At 67.6% G+C, this 15,552-nt stretch carries 14 protein-coding genes and 1 pseudogene; 11 read left to right on the plus strand and 4 right to left on the minus strand.

Features of this window, described 5'->3' with window-relative positions:
• Nucleotides 1-60 precede the first annotated feature (60 nt).
• A pseudogene (locus FDZ84_RS39390) lies at nucleotides 61-248 on the minus strand (dihydrolipoyl dehydrogenase); the annotation flags it as partial.
• Nucleotides 249-272: 24 nt separating this feature from the next.
• On the minus strand, nucleotides 273-797 hold the full coding sequence (locus FDZ84_RS41065; RefSeq protein ID WP_210435765.1) for an FCD domain-containing protein: 525 nt from the start codon (nucleotides 795-797) through the stop codon (nucleotides 273-275).
• 7 nt (nucleotides 798-804) lie between these two features.
• On the opposite strand from FDZ84_RS41065, the gene FDZ84_RS27205 reads away from it, so the two are divergent.
• Nucleotides 805-1,359, plus strand: coding sequence for a methyltransferase domain-containing protein (locus tag FDZ84_RS27205; RefSeq protein WP_210435133.1), 555 nt, complete (start codon nucleotides 805-807; stop codon nucleotides 1,357-1,359).
• A 111-nt stretch (nucleotides 1,360-1,470) separates the two neighbouring features.
• The gene (locus FDZ84_RS27210) at nucleotides 1,471-2,253 is read left to right on the plus strand and encodes an SDR family NAD(P)-dependent oxidoreductase (protein ID WP_168588192.1); all 783 of its coding nucleotides are present in this window, start codon (nucleotides 1,471-1,473) and stop codon (nucleotides 2,251-2,253) included.
• Nucleotides 2,254-2,356: 103 nt separating this feature from the next.
• Here FDZ84_RS27210 and FDZ84_RS27215 read toward each other — a convergent pair whose 3' ends face one another.
• Nucleotides 2,357-3,361 carry a LacI family DNA-binding transcriptional regulator gene (locus FDZ84_RS27215; protein ID WP_210435134.1) on the minus strand — a complete coding sequence of 335 codons (1,005 nt, stop codon included), beginning with the start codon at nucleotides 3,359-3,361 and terminating at the stop codon, nucleotides 2,357-2,359.
• A gap of 182 nt (nucleotides 3,362-3,543) precedes the next feature.
• Between FDZ84_RS27215 and FDZ84_RS27220 the strand changes: the two genes are divergently transcribed.
• The 7 genes from FDZ84_RS27220 to FDZ84_RS27250 all read left to right on the plus strand — a co-directional run bounded on the left by FDZ84_RS27220 (nucleotide 3,544) and on the right by FDZ84_RS27250 (nucleotide 11,610).
• Nucleotides 3,544-4,647, plus strand: coding sequence for a mandelate racemase/muconate lactonizing enzyme family protein (locus FDZ84_RS27220; protein WP_168588193.1), 1,104 nt, complete (start codon nucleotides 3,544-3,546; stop codon nucleotides 4,645-4,647).
• Nucleotides 4,644-5,666, plus strand: coding sequence for a C-terminal binding protein (locus FDZ84_RS27225; protein ID WP_168588194.1), 1,023 nt, complete (start codon nucleotides 4,644-4,646; stop codon nucleotides 5,664-5,666). The genes FDZ84_RS27220 and FDZ84_RS27225 overlap by 4 nt, the downstream gene beginning before the upstream one ends.
• Nucleotides 5,663-6,634: a zinc-binding dehydrogenase gene (locus FDZ84_RS27230; RefSeq protein WP_168588195.1), complete on the plus strand. Its 972-nt coding sequence runs from the start codon at nucleotides 5,663-5,665 to the stop codon at nucleotides 6,632-6,634. The genes FDZ84_RS27225 and FDZ84_RS27230 overlap by 4 nt, the downstream gene beginning before the upstream one ends.
• Nucleotides 6,631-7,734: a zinc-binding dehydrogenase gene (locus FDZ84_RS27235; protein WP_168588196.1), complete on the plus strand. Its 1,104-nt coding sequence runs from the start codon at nucleotides 6,631-6,633 to the stop codon at nucleotides 7,732-7,734. Before FDZ84_RS27230 ends, FDZ84_RS27235 begins: the two co-directional genes overlap by 4 nt.
• Nucleotides 7,735-7,898: 164 nt before the next feature.
• Complete coding sequence (locus FDZ84_RS27240; RefSeq protein ID WP_168588197.1) at nucleotides 7,899-9,263, plus strand: MFS transporter; 1,365 nt, start codon at nucleotides 7,899-7,901, stop codon at nucleotides 9,261-9,263.
• A 164-nt stretch (nucleotides 9,264-9,427) separates the two neighbouring features.
• On the plus strand, nucleotides 9,428-10,315 hold the full coding sequence (locus FDZ84_RS27245; protein ID WP_168588198.1) for an NAD(P)-dependent oxidoreductase: 888 nt from the start codon (nucleotides 9,428-9,430) through the stop codon (nucleotides 10,313-10,315).
• Between the two features lie 92 nt (nucleotides 10,316-10,407).
• The gene (locus FDZ84_RS27250; protein ID WP_168588199.1) at nucleotides 10,408-11,610 is read left to right on the plus strand and encodes a mandelate racemase/muconate lactonizing enzyme family protein; all 1,203 of its coding nucleotides are present in this window, start codon (nucleotides 10,408-10,410) and stop codon (nucleotides 11,608-11,610) included.
• Nucleotides 11,611-11,866: 256 nt separating this feature from the next.
• On the opposite strand, the gene FDZ84_RS27255 is transcribed toward FDZ84_RS27250, so the two are convergent.
• Nucleotides 11,867-12,802, minus strand: a complete 936-nt coding sequence (locus FDZ84_RS27255; RefSeq protein ID WP_168588200.1) for a LysR family transcriptional regulator — start codon at nucleotides 12,800-12,802, stop codon at nucleotides 11,867-11,869.
• A 111-nt stretch (nucleotides 12,803-12,913) separates the two neighbouring features.
• Between FDZ84_RS27255 and kdgD the strand changes: the two genes are divergently transcribed.
• Nucleotides 12,914-13,840, plus strand: a complete 927-nt coding sequence (kdgD, locus tag FDZ84_RS27260) for a 5-dehydro-4-deoxyglucarate dehydratase (RefSeq protein ID WP_168588201.1) — start codon at nucleotides 12,914-12,916, stop codon at nucleotides 13,838-13,840.
• A gap of 34 nt (nucleotides 13,841-13,874) precedes the next feature.
• Nucleotides 13,875-15,488 (plus strand): aldehyde dehydrogenase (NADP(+)), encoded by a 1,614-nt coding sequence (locus FDZ84_RS27265; protein ID WP_168588202.1) that lies wholly within the window; start codon nucleotides 13,875-13,877, stop codon nucleotides 15,486-15,488.
• Nucleotides 15,489-15,552: the final 64 nt, after the last annotated feature.

The following is a 15,552-nucleotide window of genomic DNA, read 5'->3' on the forward strand; positions in this document are numbered from 1 at the left end:
AGCCTAGCTCGGCGGCTCGTGAGAAACCGGCCGCAAGTACGCAGGTGATCTACGGGCTGGTCAGCCGTGCGCGTGCAGCGGTTTGCCAGGGCGAGGTGGGCCTCGCCGAGGGCTTCGGTCTGGGTGGGGGCGAGCGTGCACGAATTGTAGATTAGCTGGGCTTCGCCGACGAGTTCGCCGACGCGCTCGCCGACCAGGTGCGGTCCGAGGACCGGGCCGTCGGCGGCGCGCACGAGCCGCAACGAACCCTGCCGAGGTGTGACGGCGTTGTTTCAGCCGTCGGACTTGGACTCGGCCCGGCCTGCCCAGAGCCCACGCGCATGCTTGAGGTGTCGCCTCATGACTTCGACCGCGTCTTCGGTCCGGTCCGCTTCGACGGCGTCGAGGAGTTCGTCGTGTTCCCGGATGGATGCCACCGGTACCTGTGTGCCGACCAAACGGTCGAGACCGCAGAGCCGTGTCTGGTCGCGGGGTTGGCCGACGATATCCACCAGCCGAGGGTGGCCGAGGTGCGCCAGCAGGGCCAGGTGGAGCTGTCGGTCGATGCCGAGGTAGCCGATCAAATCGTCGGCGAGAACGGCTTTCCGAGCCCGATCGGCGAGGTCACGCAGGGCCGTGAAGCCTCGACGAGGCCGTGCGCGGTGATCTCGCGGACGGGCATGGATCGAGTCGAACGGGCAACCATTCTGCCTTTTTCCCTCGTTCGCCCCGCTGTGGTGTACTGCCGAAGTACCAGGAAAGTTGAAGATTTCAACCCTATCGGTCGGCGAGTCACCTAATGCTAATGGGGGTGCTATTCAGAATTTGCAGACTATCGAGCACGATGCGACTGTCGATGATTTCCCCGCGGGCACCTTCAATCTGATTCATTCCAGGTTTGTGTTCGAGCACCTCGAAGAGCGTGACGCCGTGCTCGCCAAGGCCGTCCGCTGGCTGGCCCCAGGTGGCTGGCTCCTTCTGGAGGACACCGGGCCGTTCCCGTTCGATTCATCGCCAAATGAGTTGTACCGCAGGGTCAGCAAGGCCGTGCTGTCGATCGCCACCAAGCGAATGGGAAGCGACTACGAATGGTCGCGAGCGTTCCCGTCTCAGTTGCGCGCGAACGGGCTGGTCCACACTGGTGTCCACGCCTCGAGTCACGGTGTTGGAGCCACTCCGATGGGCCGCGCGTGGCGGCTGACTGCCGAACACATCGCGGCCGACCTGAATACAGACTTCGGGATCACCGCAACCGAGCTCGCGGCTTTTGCCGACCAGATCGAGAGCCCCTCGTTCGATGACCTGTGCATCGCGAGCATCGCAGCCTGGGGGCAGAAACCTCCTGTGACAGGTTTACCCAGCCAGCGATCCTCTGGGTGAGCGGGGTGCTGGTCTCCGCGCTCGTGGACACGCGCAGACACTGTGCCGAATCCGGTCCTCGCGGAACCATCCACCCACGTTCCTATCTCGTCACATCTTGAGAGCAGGCAAATGGACCTTGAACTGAAGGATCGAGTAATACTCGTGACTGGGGCATCTGCCGGCATCGGACGGGCAACTGCCGAACTGCTCGCAGTGGAGGGAGCCACGGTTGTTGGCGTGAGCCGCAACCCGGGGCCGAGCGACCCGGATCGACAGATCGATCACGTCATCGCCGATGTGACCGACCCGCAAGCAAGTGATCGCATCGTCGAAACAGTACTGGAACGCCACGGCCGCCTCGATGGATTGGTCAACAACGCCGGTGGGTTGGACCTCCGAAGCGGCTTCCTCGACATCACCGAGGAACAGTGGCTAGACATGTTCGACTTGAACTTCCATGCCGCGCGGCGCATGAGCAGAGCCGCACTACCGGCACTCCTCGCATCTGGTAACAGCGCGATCGTCAATGTATCCAGCTCTTCTGCGCATTTGGGGACAATGCTGAATCCCGACTACGCGGCAGCCAAGCTGGCACTGTTGTCCCTGTCAAAAACCTTGGCCGCCGAGTTCACCGGCAAAGGAGTCAGATCAAACGTGGTCACTCCTGGATTGACCAGGACGGCAATCTATGAAAGCCCCGGCGGTTTCGGGGAGAAAGTGGCAAAACTCCGCGGGATCGAATTTGCTGGCATTGTCGACTACATGGCCACTTCGGTTCGTCCGCAACTGTCGAAACGGGTAAGCGAACCCGAGGACGTCGCTCGCGTGATTGCCTATCTTGTCTCTCCATTGGCAAGCCAAGTTACAGGTGCGGAATGGGTAATTGATTCCGGCGTACTCATGCAGGTCTGAGCAGGCGGCAAGGTCGTCGCGGGGTTTCTCTTTGGCAGCCCGGCCAGCAGGATCTGCTGGCCGGGCTGGTCGCCTTCCAACCGGCCCGGCTGTGCGATCCAGGTTATGCGCCGTCCATCCCGGCGTGGGGCATGGTCGAGGCGCGTTCGATGACGACGGGCTGGGTGTCGATGGTGCGGTCGGCGGTTGGCCGGCCGGCGAGTTGGTCGAGGACGGCGTCGACGGCGGCGGCGCCGAGGGCTTGCAGGGGCATGCCGATGGTGGTCAGTGGGGGCGCGAGGTAGTCAGCGAGGGGTAAGTCGTCGTAGGCGATGATCGACAGGTCCTCGGGCATCCGCCGTCCGGCGGTGCGCACCGCATGCATGGCGCCAACGGCCTGGCTGAGGGTGCTGGTGTAGAGCGCGGTGATACCGGGGTGCGCCCTAAGTAGCCGGGCGGCGGCGTCGGCGCCGCCCGCCTCACTGAATTCGCCCCGCTCGACCAGACCGGGGTCGAGACCAAGTGCGCGCATCTGATCGACGAATCCCGCGTAGCGGGCCCGGGCCGGCTCGAGGTCGACTGGCCCGCTGACCATGCCGATGACGTGGTGGCCGAGCTGGTGTAGGTGGCGTACCGCGGTGGCACTGGCCGCGGCGAGGTCCATGCCCACGTTACGACCAGATCCGGGAACTTCGCGGTTGACGAACACGTGCGGAACCCGCGCCAGGGATCCGATCAGCGGGTGGTGAGGGCGGGCGGAGGCGATGAGCAACCCGTCGACGCGGCCGGTCTCGACCAGTTCGGTGAACGACTTGCCGGCCTGATCGTCGGTGGTGTCCTCGGCGAGCAGGACGACATACCCGTGCCGGCGAGCCTGCCGGTAGGCACCGCGGATGATTCGCGAGTAGACGGGGTTGGTCAGGTCGGGGATGAGCAGGGCCAGTGCGCGGGCCTCGGCGCCGGCCAGGGCCCGGGCTCCGGCGTGTGGGCGGTAGCCGAGCTTGGCGGCGGTGTCCCAGACTCGCTGGTGGGTCTCGGGGCGCACGTTGAGGGTGGGGTCGTTGTTGAGTACCCGCGAGGCCACCGACTTGGTCACTCCGGAGGCGGTCGCGACGTCGATCAGCCGCACTCGCTGGTCGCGTCCGCTGGCTCCATCTTGTGCCGGCAAAAGAACCCCCCGCGTTTAGGCTGCGGTAATCCTAGCAGGAAACCGGTTTCCGGTGGGAATTTTTCGATGTCAGGGGTTGACTCGACGTCGGGAAGGAGGCACTGTCTGCGTCAGAAAACCGATTTTCTAAACGGGAGTGGCGCATGGCGAAGGTGACTGCGATCCGGACAGACTTCTACCGGGTGCCGCTGCCGGTGGTGCTGACCGATGCCAAGCACGGGGAGATGACCCATTTCGAGCTGGTGACGGTGCGGGTCGAGGACTCCGACGGAGCGTCCGGGGTGGGTTACACCTACGCGGTCAACTCGGGTGCCGAGGCGTTCGCGGTGCTGGTGGACCGTTATCTGGCGCCGCTGGTGCGTGGCGCGGACGTAGACCGTACCGAGCAGATCTGGCAGCGGATGTGGTGGGGGCTGCATTACGCGGGCCGCGGCGGGCACGCTACTTCCGCGATTTCCGCGGTGGACATCGCGCTGTGGGACCTGCGGGCCCGGCGGGCGAAGCAGCCGCTGTGGCGGTACCTGGGCGGCTACGACCCGCGGGTACCCGTGTATGCCGGAGGCATCGACCTGGAGTTCCCGGTCGAGGAGCTGCTTGCGCAGGCCGATCGGTTCTGCAAGGCCGGGTTTCGCGCTATCAAGATGAAGGTTGGTCGGCCGCACTGGCGTGAGGACGTCGAGCGGGTGGCGCGGATGCGCGAACACCTCGGCGACGAGTTCCCGCTAATGGTCGACGCCAACATGGGCTGGACCGTGGACCAGGCGATCAAGGTCGCCCGCGCGCTAGCGGAATTCGACCTGGTCTGGCTGGAGGAGCCGACCATTCCCGACGACGTGGCCGGCAACGCCCGGGTGTTGCGCGCCGGCGGGCTGGCGGTGGCCAACGGGGAGAACCTGCACACGCTCTACGAGTTCGCGCAGCTCATCGACGCGGGGGCGGTGAGCTTCCCGGAACCGGACGTGTGCAACATCGGCGGGGTGACGGTGTTCCGCAAGGTCGCGGCGCTGGCGGAAGCGCACAACCTGCCGCTGACCTCGCACGGCGCGCATGACCTGACCGTGCATTTGATGGCCGCCACGCCCAACCGCAGCTACATGGAGGCCCACGGGTTCGGACTCGACAGCTACCTGGCCGAGCCGCTGGAGATCGTCGACGGGGTGGCTGTTGCGCCGGATCGGCCCGGACACGGGCTGACCCTCGACTTCGACGCGCTGCGTCCGCACCGGATTGGCGGGAGCCAGGCATGACCGACCAGAACCTCAGCGCGCCAGTGGTGGTCACCGACTCCGACCACCCCAACCTCGACCCAGAGCACAGCGTGCTCGACCCCGCCGGAATCGGGCTGCGCCGCGCGCAGTGCCGCACCGCCGAGGACGTGATCGCACAATGTGGCGGGGCCCAAGTCCTGGTCAACCAGTACGCCCCGATCACCGCCGAGGTGCTCGACGCCCTGCCCGACGTACGCCTCGTGGTCCGCTACGGCGTCGGCGTGGAGACCGTCGACGTGGACGCCGCCACCCGCCGTGGGGTGTGGGTGGCGAACGTGCCCGACTACGGCACCACTGAGGTCGCCGACCACACGATGGCCCTGGCCATGGCGCTGCTGCGCGGCGTCACCGGATACGACCGCTCGGTTCGCGCCGGCGTCTGGGATTACCAGGTCGCCCGGCCGCTGCATCGGCTGGACACCCGCACCTTCGGCGTCGTCGGATGCGGCACGATCGGCCAGGCCGTAGCCGCCCGCGCCGCCGCGTTCGGGATGCGGGTGCTCGGCTTCGAGGCCATGCAGGACCGGTCCCTGGCTGGTACGCCGATCATCCGGGTCGGCCTGGACGAGTTGCTCGCGTCCAGCGATGTGATTTCGCTGCACGCCACCCTGGACTCCCGCTCTGCGCGGCTTATCGACGCCCGGGCGCTGGCGTCCATGCGGGACTCCGCGGTGCTGGTGAACACCGCCCGCGGCGGCCTGGTCGACACACCGGCGCTGCTGGCCGCGCTTGATGCCGGCCAGATCGCCGGGGCCGCACTGGACGTGCTCGACAGCGAACCCATCGACCCTGCCGTCCGCGACGCGTTGGCCCGGCACGAGCGGGTGGTGCTGTCCCCGCATGCCGCCTGGTACTCCGAGGAGTCGTTCGTGCGGCTCAAGACGGAGGTTGCCCGTGAGGCGGTACGGGTGCTGGCCGGCCGGTCACCGCGCTGCCCAGTGAATAGCCCCGTGGTCGGCGGCGTGACCGAGGCGAGTCCGACGGAGGTGCCCCGATGATGGCACTGACCTGGGCTGGCGGCAGCGAGGTCGCCATCGCCGACGTTCCCGAACCCACGCCCGGCCCAGGCCAGGCGCTCGTCGAGGTCGGCTACACCGGGCTGTGCGGGACCGACCTGCACATCTGCGCCGGCGAGCATCCCCGAGCCAAGCCCGGGCTGGTGATCGGCCACGAGATCGCCGGCACCGTGGCGGAGCCTGTTGCCGGGCTGGCGGCCGGCACCGCGGTGGTGGTCGATCCGCTGATCGCCTGTGGGGCGTGCCGTGCCTGCCGGGCCGGGCGCTCGCAGACCTGTGAGCGGCTGCGGCTGGTGGGGATCGATGTCCCCGGCGGGGCGACCCGCCTGGTCGCGGTCGACGCCGACCGGCTGATCCCGGTCACCTCTCCGGTCGATCTGCGGCACCTCGCCTTCGCCGAGCCGCTCGCGGTCGCGGTGCGCGCCGTGCGTCGCTCCGGGCTGCAGCTGGGCCAGGACGTGGTGGTTATCGGTGGCGGCCCGATCGGCGTCGCGGTCGCACTGTGCGCGCGCAACGCCGGCGCCGGGCAGGTCGTGCTCGCCGAGCCGGTACCCACCCGCCGCGAGTTCGCCGCCTCGCTGGGTATTCAGACGGTCGCGGACGCGGTCGGGCTGCGCGCCGAGGTGGTGTTTGACGCCGCCGCGCACCCCGCCGTGGCCGCTGTGGTCACCGACGTGGCCGTGCCCGGCGGGACCGTGGTCGTAGTGGGGGTTTACGGCAACCCACCCGCACTCGACCTGCAGGCGGTCACCTTCGCTGAGCTGTCCGTGGTGGGAACCCGGGTGTATTCCCGTCAGGACATCGCGGTGGCCACCGAGCTGATCGTCTCCGGCCGGTTCGATCCCGAACCATTCCTGACCCGCACGGTCGCCCTCGACCAGGCGCCGGGGGCGTTAGCCGAGCTGCGGCGCGGTGTCGGGGTGAAGGTCCTCGTGCAGGGCATGTCATGAGCGCCGACCCGAAGACCGCGCAGACGATGAGAGCGCTGCGCAAGCCTGCGAGGGGCGTCCACGCTCTGGTCCTCGAGCGGGTGCCCACGCCGCGGCCGCGGCCCGGCTGGGTGGTGCTGGACGTGCGGCTAGCCGGGATTTGCGGCACCGACCTGCACATCGTGGCCGACGAGTTCGCCAGTTGGCCGCCGGTCACACTGGGGCACGAATTCACCGGGACGATCCGCGAACTCGGTGACGGAGTCGCCGGCTGGACGGTGGGCCAGCGGGTGGTGTGCGAGCCTCACTCGCTAGCGTGCGGGCGGTGCCACCTGTGCCGGCGTGGCCTGGCGCACCTGTGCTCGGAAAAACGGTCCCCGGGCTGGGGCATCGACGGCGGGTTCGCCGAGCAGGTCACGGTCCCGGCGGACCTGCTGCACCGGGTGCCCGAGACCGTCGACGACGTCGCCGCTGGGCTGGTCGAGCCGCTGTCGATCGTGATCACCGCGTTCGAGCGCACCCCGGTGCCCCCCGGCGGGACCGTGCTGGTGCTCGGGCCGGGCCCGATCGGCATCCTGGCCGCGCTCACCGCCACCGCGGTCGGCGCGGGCCAGGTCGTGCTTGTCGGCCGCCCGTCCTCGGCCGGCCGACTCGCGCTGGCCGCCGATCTCGGTGTTGAGGTCTGGGACTCCAGCCGCTGCGACGTTCCCGACACCGCCTACGCCCGCACCGGTGGGCGCGGAATGGACCTGGTGGTGGAGACCAGCGGGGCGGCCGAGGCCATCGCTGAGGGCATCGGTGCGCTGCGCCGCCAGGGCCGGATGTGTGTGCTCGGGGTCCCCGGCCCCGAGCCGATACGCGTCCCGTGGGGGCTGGCGATGAACCGGGCCGCCGACATCGCGTTCTCCCTGTCGTCGTCGTGGTCCAGCTGGGACGCCGCGCTGGCGCTGCTGGCCCGCGGCGCATTCGACCCTCGACCGCTGGCGAGCGTGTTCGCCCTGACCGAGTGGGAGCAGGCCTTCGCCGCGACCCGCACTCGCGCCGTGGTCAAGGCCATGCTCGACCCCACCGACAACACGACCCCGAGTAAGGCGGTGACACCAGTGGCCCCACCCACGTAGCTCCTGAATATCCGGCCGGAGCCCTGATGGTGCATGAGAAAGAGCTCAGCCTGAATCTTCATCCAAACTTGAAAAGGATGCTCGCTCAACGAGATCGTTAATCCGAAGTATCATCAACGTTCGCGTCTCGATACAACGCGATGACCTACCTGTGGAGCTCAAAGATGAGCCAAGTGAACAGTCCAACGAAATCAGCTTCGAGCAGTAAGGGCAGCTCGCCAGCGAGAGTGGCTCTTGCGGCGCTTATCGGATCTGTCGTCGAGTACTATGACTATTTTCTGTACGCGACCGCGGCGCCGCTGGTTTTCAGCAAGATCATGTTCCCGTCGCATGATCCGTTCGTCGGAACGCTACTCGCATTCGCGACATTTGCAACCGGCTACTTCGCTCGCCCGTTCGGTGGCATCTTCTTCGGCGTCCTCGGCGACAAACTGGGCCGAAAACGAGTCTTGACTATCACCATCTTCGTCATGGGTCTATCGACGATCGGAATCGGCCTCACGCCCTCCTATTCGAGCGTCGGAATCCTTGCGCCCATACTGCTGGTTCTCTTTCGGATCGTTCAAGGCGCTGCGGCAGGGGGCGAGTTCAGCGGCGCATCAATCCTGTCGATGGAGTCGGCACCGCGAGAACGCCGCGGCTTCCAGGGTGCGTGGCCCGCATCGGGGGTCTTCATCGGCATCGCGCTCGCATCCGGACTCTTCGCGTTGTTCGTCAATCTCCTCAGCCCGGACCAGTTTCTGTCGTGGGGATGGCGGATCCCGTTCCTCCTGAGCGCCGTCGCCATCGTTGTTGCTGTCATTGTCAGAAACAAGATCGAGGACAGCGCGATCTACCGGGAAGCCAAGGAGACCGGGGTCGTGTCAAAGACACCTTTCCGGCATATCCTGAAGCACGAAAAGAAGGCCGCTCTCACCGTAATCGGTGGCCAGGTTGCTCAGCAGATCAACTCGTATGTCTATCTGACCTTTGCGACGACCTACATTGCGGGCACGCTGAATCTTAGTGCCAGTATCGGGCCGCTCGGTGTCGGTATTGGATGTGTCGCGACGGCCGCCACAGTGCCGCTGTTTGGCTGGCTTTCAGACCGATACGGCCGGAAGCCGATCCTCCTGTTCGGCGCCGCATCAGGAGCCGCATTTGCCTTTCCGTTCTTCATGCTGTTGAACACGCGTGTCAACGCGGTGATCATCATCGCCCTGATCATCGGGCTCTCGGTCGGAAATGCCGCGCTCATCGCGCCCCAAGGTGCCTACTTCAGCGAGCTATTCACCATGCGCGGCCGATTTGCCGGCTTCTCGGCAAGCCGGGAGATCGCCTCCTCGCTGTTTGGTGGCCCATTCCCGCTCATCGCCGTCGCGCTTGTTGGCGTGACCGGGAGCTATTGGCCAGTCGCCGCGATCGCGATCTTCGTGTGCGGAGTGGGCGCGTTGGCGTTTTCCCTCAGCCCGGATACGTATCGCCCGAAGAAACTACCGGGCACGGCCAACTCGGCTCCGGAACCCTCAGCGAAGGTTGAAATTCCATGACACGGCACCGCAGCATCAATTGGAGCATCTGAATGGACCGCGGTATCGGCCTACCAGATTGGGCGGCTTCGAACTCCCACCAGAAAGGCTTGGAGGCAGTGATGGGGCAGCCTGAGTACTTCCCGCCTGAACATGCGCGACCTCCGGCAGGTCCGGTGACCGTGGTGCCTAGCGAAAGAAGCGCTGCGCTGGGGCGTGCCACCGACTTCACCGAAGACATCTCCTCCGCGGCAGGCCTGATCTGGATGGACGGGTCGCCGCAACGGCTGCGGGACACCCTCAACCGTTACCCGAACCTCCGGTGGGTGCAGCTGCCGGTTGCCGGGGTGGACGCCTACCACGATGTCCTTCGCGAGTTCGGAGGCAAGGATGTCGTTTTCACGAGCGCGAAAGGCAGCTTCGCGCAACCGGTGGCTGAACACGCGCTGATGCTGGTGCTCGCGTTACTGCGGTACCTACCGGAACGTGTACGTGCCGCCACGTGGAGGCAGCCGAAGGGCCGTTCGCTCTACGGCGCAACTGTCGTCATCGTGGGTGCCGGCGGCATTGCGTTGGCGCTAACTCAGCTGCTCGCCCCCTTCTCCGTGCGCGTTGTATCGGTACGCCGCAAGCCGGTTCCGATGAAGGGTGCCGTGGCGACCGTTACCCCCAAGGAACTCCGCGACGTGCTCCCGCACGCCGACGTGGTCGTTGTCGCCGCGGCCCTCACCGAGGAGACGCACCACATGTTCGCCGCCGAAGAGTTCCGTGCCATGCGAGACTCCGCGATCTTCGTCAACGTCGGGCGGGGCGCGCTCGTCCACACTCCGGACCTGGTGAAAGCGCTCGAGTGCGGTGAGATCGCAGCCGCCGGCCTCGACGTGGTCGAGCCCGAGCCCCTGCCGGACGAAAGCCCGCTGTGGAGCTGCGATCGTTGCATCATCACACCGCACTCGGGAGATCCCGCAGAACTGGTCGCACCACTTCTCGCGGAGCGGGTGACGCACAATATCAACGCGCTCAACAATGGCGACCAACTCATCGGCGTGGTTGACACCACAGCGGGATACTAGCTGGCTCCCCGAGAAACACGCCGGCAAGCAGAAGTCGATCGTACCGGCAGAGCGACAAGCGTTTGATGCCAACAGCGAGGAGTGGGCGACAAGTGAAGATCATAGAAGTTGAGACGATCCGGCCGCAGATCCAGTCGAATCTAGTCTTCGTCCGGCTCCGAACGGATGAAGGATTGACGGGATTGGGCGAGGCGTTCTTCGGCCCGAAAGCCGTTGAAGCCTATATCCATGAAAGCGCGGCACCAATACTATTCTCCATGGATAACGCCAATCCTGAGCATGTCATGATGGCGCTGAGGCCATACGTCGGGTACCAAGGATCCGGCGCCGAGACCCGAGGTAACGCGGCTATCGACCTGGCGCTGTGGGACATTCTCGGAAAGTCCACGGGACGACCTCTCGCTGAGCTTTTTGGTGGCCCGGTCCGCGACAGCATTCGTTGCTACAACACTTGTGGCGGCACGCAATACATGACCACACTGACCGAGATGTCCTCAAAAAACTGGGGCCTGCCGGCTGACGCGACAAAGCCAAACGACCTGGAGGACCTCGACGCGTTCCTGCACCGGCCGGGCCAATTGGCAAAAGACCTGGTCGCCGAGGGCTTCACCGGAATGAAAATATGGCCTTTCGACCAGGCCGCAGAAGCCTCTAACGGGAACGACATCAGCAGCGACGAACTGAAGGCAGGCATCAAGGTCCTGTCGGACATTCGCGAGGCGGTTGGCGACAAGATCGACATCATGGTCGAGATGCATGGTCTATGGCGCCGGCCCGCCGCGACACGGATTCTGAAGGGGATCGCGGAGTTTCAGCCACTGTGGGTCGAGGACCCGCTGCGACCGGACGCGATCGATGCGCTGGTACGTCTCCGGCAGTCGGTGGACATGCCGATTGCAATCGGCGAAACGTCCGTCGGCCGGCGAGGATTCCAGCCGTTGCTCGCCGCCGGCATTGTCGACTATGCAACGGTCGATATCCAATGGACAGGTGGAATCGGGGAAGCCCGAAAAATCGCCGCCTTGGCTGACGCGTTCGCCGTGCCGCTCGCACCCCACGACTGCACGGGCCCCGTCTCACTGGCTGCGTCCACGCACCTGGTGATGAGCGAAATGAACGGGTTCATCCAAGAGGTCTCCCGCGCCTACCTCCGCACCTGGTACCCGCAACTGGTGACTGGCGTTCCGCAGGTGGTCAATGGAATCCTGTCCGTACCAGAGGGACCAGGGCACGGGGTAGAACTCCGCGAAGACATCGACAGCGTCGGAGTTGAACGGCAACTCACAAAGCGTTGACCGATGGGCTGGTGTGCCAGGGACGCGCCGAGCGTGGCGACCACGAGCGGTGACAGCACACCGTTCGGGAAACGTGTAAAAACGTTCATCGAGCCAGCGACTTGCGCCGCTGGCGTTGACCCGAGCTAGAGCAGCGAGAGCTGTACTGGCTCGGGTCTTTCCATGGCGGTACCCGCAGCGCCGCAAGCGGTCGCCTTACCTGGGTTTCCATCGGGCCCGGTTAGCCTGGCTGCCCCGTGGGCGCGCGAGCAGCACTTTAGGGCTCTGCGGGGCGGTCGCCGTCGGGTGGGCGTTCCCGTCGCTCGTCCGATGTCGCGGCGATTACGATGTCGCGCACGGCGTGCAGCGCGGGGTTCTCGTCGTTCGCCCGCCAGACGGCGACCAGCTCGACCGGTTCTCCGGCGATGCCCTCCACCGGTCGCAGGACGACGCCGTCGAGGCCGAGTGCGGTCGCCGCCTGCGGGACCAGGGCGAGCCCCAGCCCGGCTCGAACCAGCGCCAGGATCGTGTGCACCTGGCTGAGGTGGTGGACGTAGCGCGGCGCGATCCCGGCACCGCGGAAGACGCCGACGAGCACCTCGTGGAAGTACCGGGCTTCGGTGGGCGAATACATGACGAACGGCTGGCCGTCGAGATCGTGCAGGTGCAGGGCCCGGGCGGGATCCGCGAGCTGGTGGCCCGCCGGGACAGCTGCCAGCAAGGCTTCCCGATGCAGCAGGTGCCCGGACAGGCCGACGGGCACCGGCGGGCGGACGAGGGCGAGGTTCAGCTCCCCGGAGCGAAGCTCCTCCAGTTGCGTGCTGGAGACCCGCTCGCGGAGCACCAGGTCGACGCCGGGGAGGTGCGAATGTATGGCCTCCACCACGGCGTCCAGCACGGAGTGGGCAGCCGAGGCGGTGAATCCGAGCGCCACCGTCCCGACCTCGCCGGTCGGCACCCGGCGGACCGCGAGCGCTGCCTGGGTGGACAGGCCGAGGATTCGCCGCGCGTCGGCCAGGAACGCGCGTCCGGCCGCCGTGAGCCGCACCGTCCGCCCGGCCCGGTCGAACAGCTCGACACCTAGCTCGCGCTCCAGGAGCTGGATCCGCCGGGTCAGCGGCGGCTGGGTCATGGAGAGCCGCTCGGCGGCCCGTCCGAAGTGGAGCGTCTCGGCGACCGCGACGAAACTCTCCAGTTGACTGAAGGTAAACACCGATTCAGTCTAAGCATCAGTTAATGCGAAAGAAGTGTTGGACAGGCATCCTTGCTGCTTCTTAGGCTCGTCGCCGGTTGCTGTCGCCTACCGCCTAGGAGGAACCCGCCCATGCCCGCCATCGCTCCCACCGAGCTCGCGCAGCGTCTCGGCTCGGGGCTGTTGTCCTTCCCCGTCACTCACTTCACCCGCGATCTCGCGTTCGACGAGACCGCGTACCGGGACAACATCGTCCGCCTCGCCAAGTACGAGGTGGCCGGCCTGTTCGCCGCCGGTGGGACCGGTGAGTTCTTCTCGCTGACGCCCGCGGAGGTGGGCGATGTCGTCCGCGCCGCCGTCGAGAGCGCGCCGGAGGACACCCCGATCCTGGCCCCGGCGGGGCACGGGACCGCCCAGGCGATCGGCTTCGCCCGGGACGCCGAGGCGGCCGGGGCGGACGGGGTGCTGCTCTTCCCGCCCTACCTGACCGAGGCCTCGGCGGACGGTCTCGTCTCGCACGTTCGCGCGGTTTGCGAGGCCACCTCGCTGGGTGTCGTGATCTACAGCCGGGCCAACGCGGTGTACAGCGCGGAGGCCGTCGCCCAGCTAGCCGAGACCTGCCCGAACCTGATCGGCTTCAAGGACGGGGTTGGTGACCTCGAGACGATCACCCGGATCCACTCCCGGCTCGGCGATCGCCTCGTCTACATCGGCGGGCTGCCGACGGCGGAGACCTTCGCGCTGCCCTACCTCGAACTCGGTGTGACGACCTACAGCTCGGCGATCTTCAACTTCCTGCCCGAGTTCGCACTGACCTTCTACACCGCCGTCCGGGCCGGAGACCGGGCGACCGTGCAGCGGCTGCTCGACGAGGTCGTGCTGCCCTACACCGCCATCCGCGACCGGAAGCCGGGCTACGCGGTGAGCATCGTCAAGGCGGGCCTGGACCTGACTGGGCACTCGGCCGGTCCGGTGCGGCCGCCGCTGACCGATCTCGACGACCGGGAGCGCGCCCTGCTTTCCGAGGTGATCGCGGTGTCGCGGTCGGTCACCGCCTGATCACGGCTCACGACGACGACGCGGAAGGACGCGCATGTCTGCTCCCCTCATGACCGGCCCGACCGGCGCAATGATCATCGGTGGCGAGCCGGTGACCGGCACCGGCGAGAACGTCCGATCCACCGACCCCCGCACGGGGGCCGCGCTCGAGCCCGGGTACCCGGCCGCGTCGGCCGAGCAGGTCGAGCAGGCCTGCGCGCTGGCCGCAGCGGCGTTCGGTGTCTACCGGGAGATCCCCGCCGCCCGGCGAGCCGGTTTCCTCGAGCGCATCGCCGATCTGCTCGACGAGCGCCGGGACGACCTGGTCGAACGGGCCCACGCCGAGACCGCGTTGCCCGTCCCGCGGCTCACCGGCGAGGTCGGCCGCACCAGCGGGCAGTTGCGGTTGTTCGCGACCGAGCTGCGTGCGGGAACGTGGCAGGGCGCCCGGATCGACCCCGCACAGCCCGACCGTTCCCCGCTGCCGCGGGCCGACATCCGGCAGCGCCGGATCCCGTTGGGCCCGGTCGCCGTGTTCGGCGCGAGCAACTTCCCGCTAGCGTTCTCCACGGCCGGCGGCGACACCGCCTCCGCCCTCGCGGCCGGATGCCCGGTCGTCGTCAAGGCCCACTCCGCGCATCTCGGGACGGCGGAGCTCGCGGCGCGGGTGATCGCCGACGCGGCCGCCGACACCGGGATGCCGAAGGGCGTCTTCGCCCAGTTGGTCGGCAGCGGGACGGAGATCGGTGCGCAGCTCGTGGCCGATCCGCGGATCAAGGCGGTCGGCTTCACCGGTTCCCGTGCCGGCGGGCTCGCGATCGCCGCGACGGCCGCCGCGCGGCCGGTGCCGATCCCGGTGTACGCCGAGATGAGCAGCATCAACCCGGTGCTGCTGCTGCCCGCCGCACTGGCCACTCGGGGTGCCGAGCTGGGCACCGCCTTCGCCGGGTCGCTCACCCTCGGCGCCGGGCAGTTCTGCACCAACCCCGGCCTCCTGCTGGCGGTCGAGGGCCCGGGGCTCGACGCGTTCGCCGACTCCGCCGCGGAGGCCGTGGCCGCCGACACCGGCGCCACCATGCTGACCACCGGGATCGCCGAGAACTACGCCGCCGCCGGTGACGCGGTGGCCGCCCTGCCCGGGGTGGTGGAGCTCGCCCGTGGCGGTGGGGACGGCACCGCTGCGGGCGGTCGTGCCCGGCTGCTGACCGTGGCCGGCGACCGGTTCCTCGCCGACCCGAAGCTGCAGACCGAGGTCTTCGGCGCGACGTCGCTGCTCGTCCGGTGCGCGGACGTCACCGAGCTGACCGCAGCCGTCGCCGCGCTGGAGGGCCAGCTGACCGCGACGGTGCACGCCGACGCCCCCGACCACGAACTCGCCCACAGGCTCCTACCGTTGCTGGAGGAGCGGGCCGGGCGGATCCTGTTCGACGGATGGCCCACCGGGGTCGAGGTCGGCTACGCGATGGTGCACGGCGGCCCGTTCCCCGCCACGACCGATCCACGCAGCACGTCGGTGGGCACCCTCGCGATCGAGCGGTTCCTGCGGCCCGTCGCCTACCAGGACGTCCCGGCCGCGCTGCTCCCCGCCGACCTGGCCGACGGCAACCCGGACCGTCTGTGGCGGCGGACCGACGGCGAGACCGGACGGGAGCCGCTCGCCGCCGGCTGAGACGCGGGCCGACCCGGAACCACTCCCGCTGCGGCCACGGCCGCGCACCTTTCACAACCGCGCA

It is taken from the genome of Saccharopolyspora sp. ASAGF58 (assembly GCF_012277335.1).
GTDB lineage: Bacteria > Actinomycetota > Actinomycetes > Mycobacteriales > Pseudonocardiaceae > Saccharopolyspora > Saccharopolyspora hattusasensis.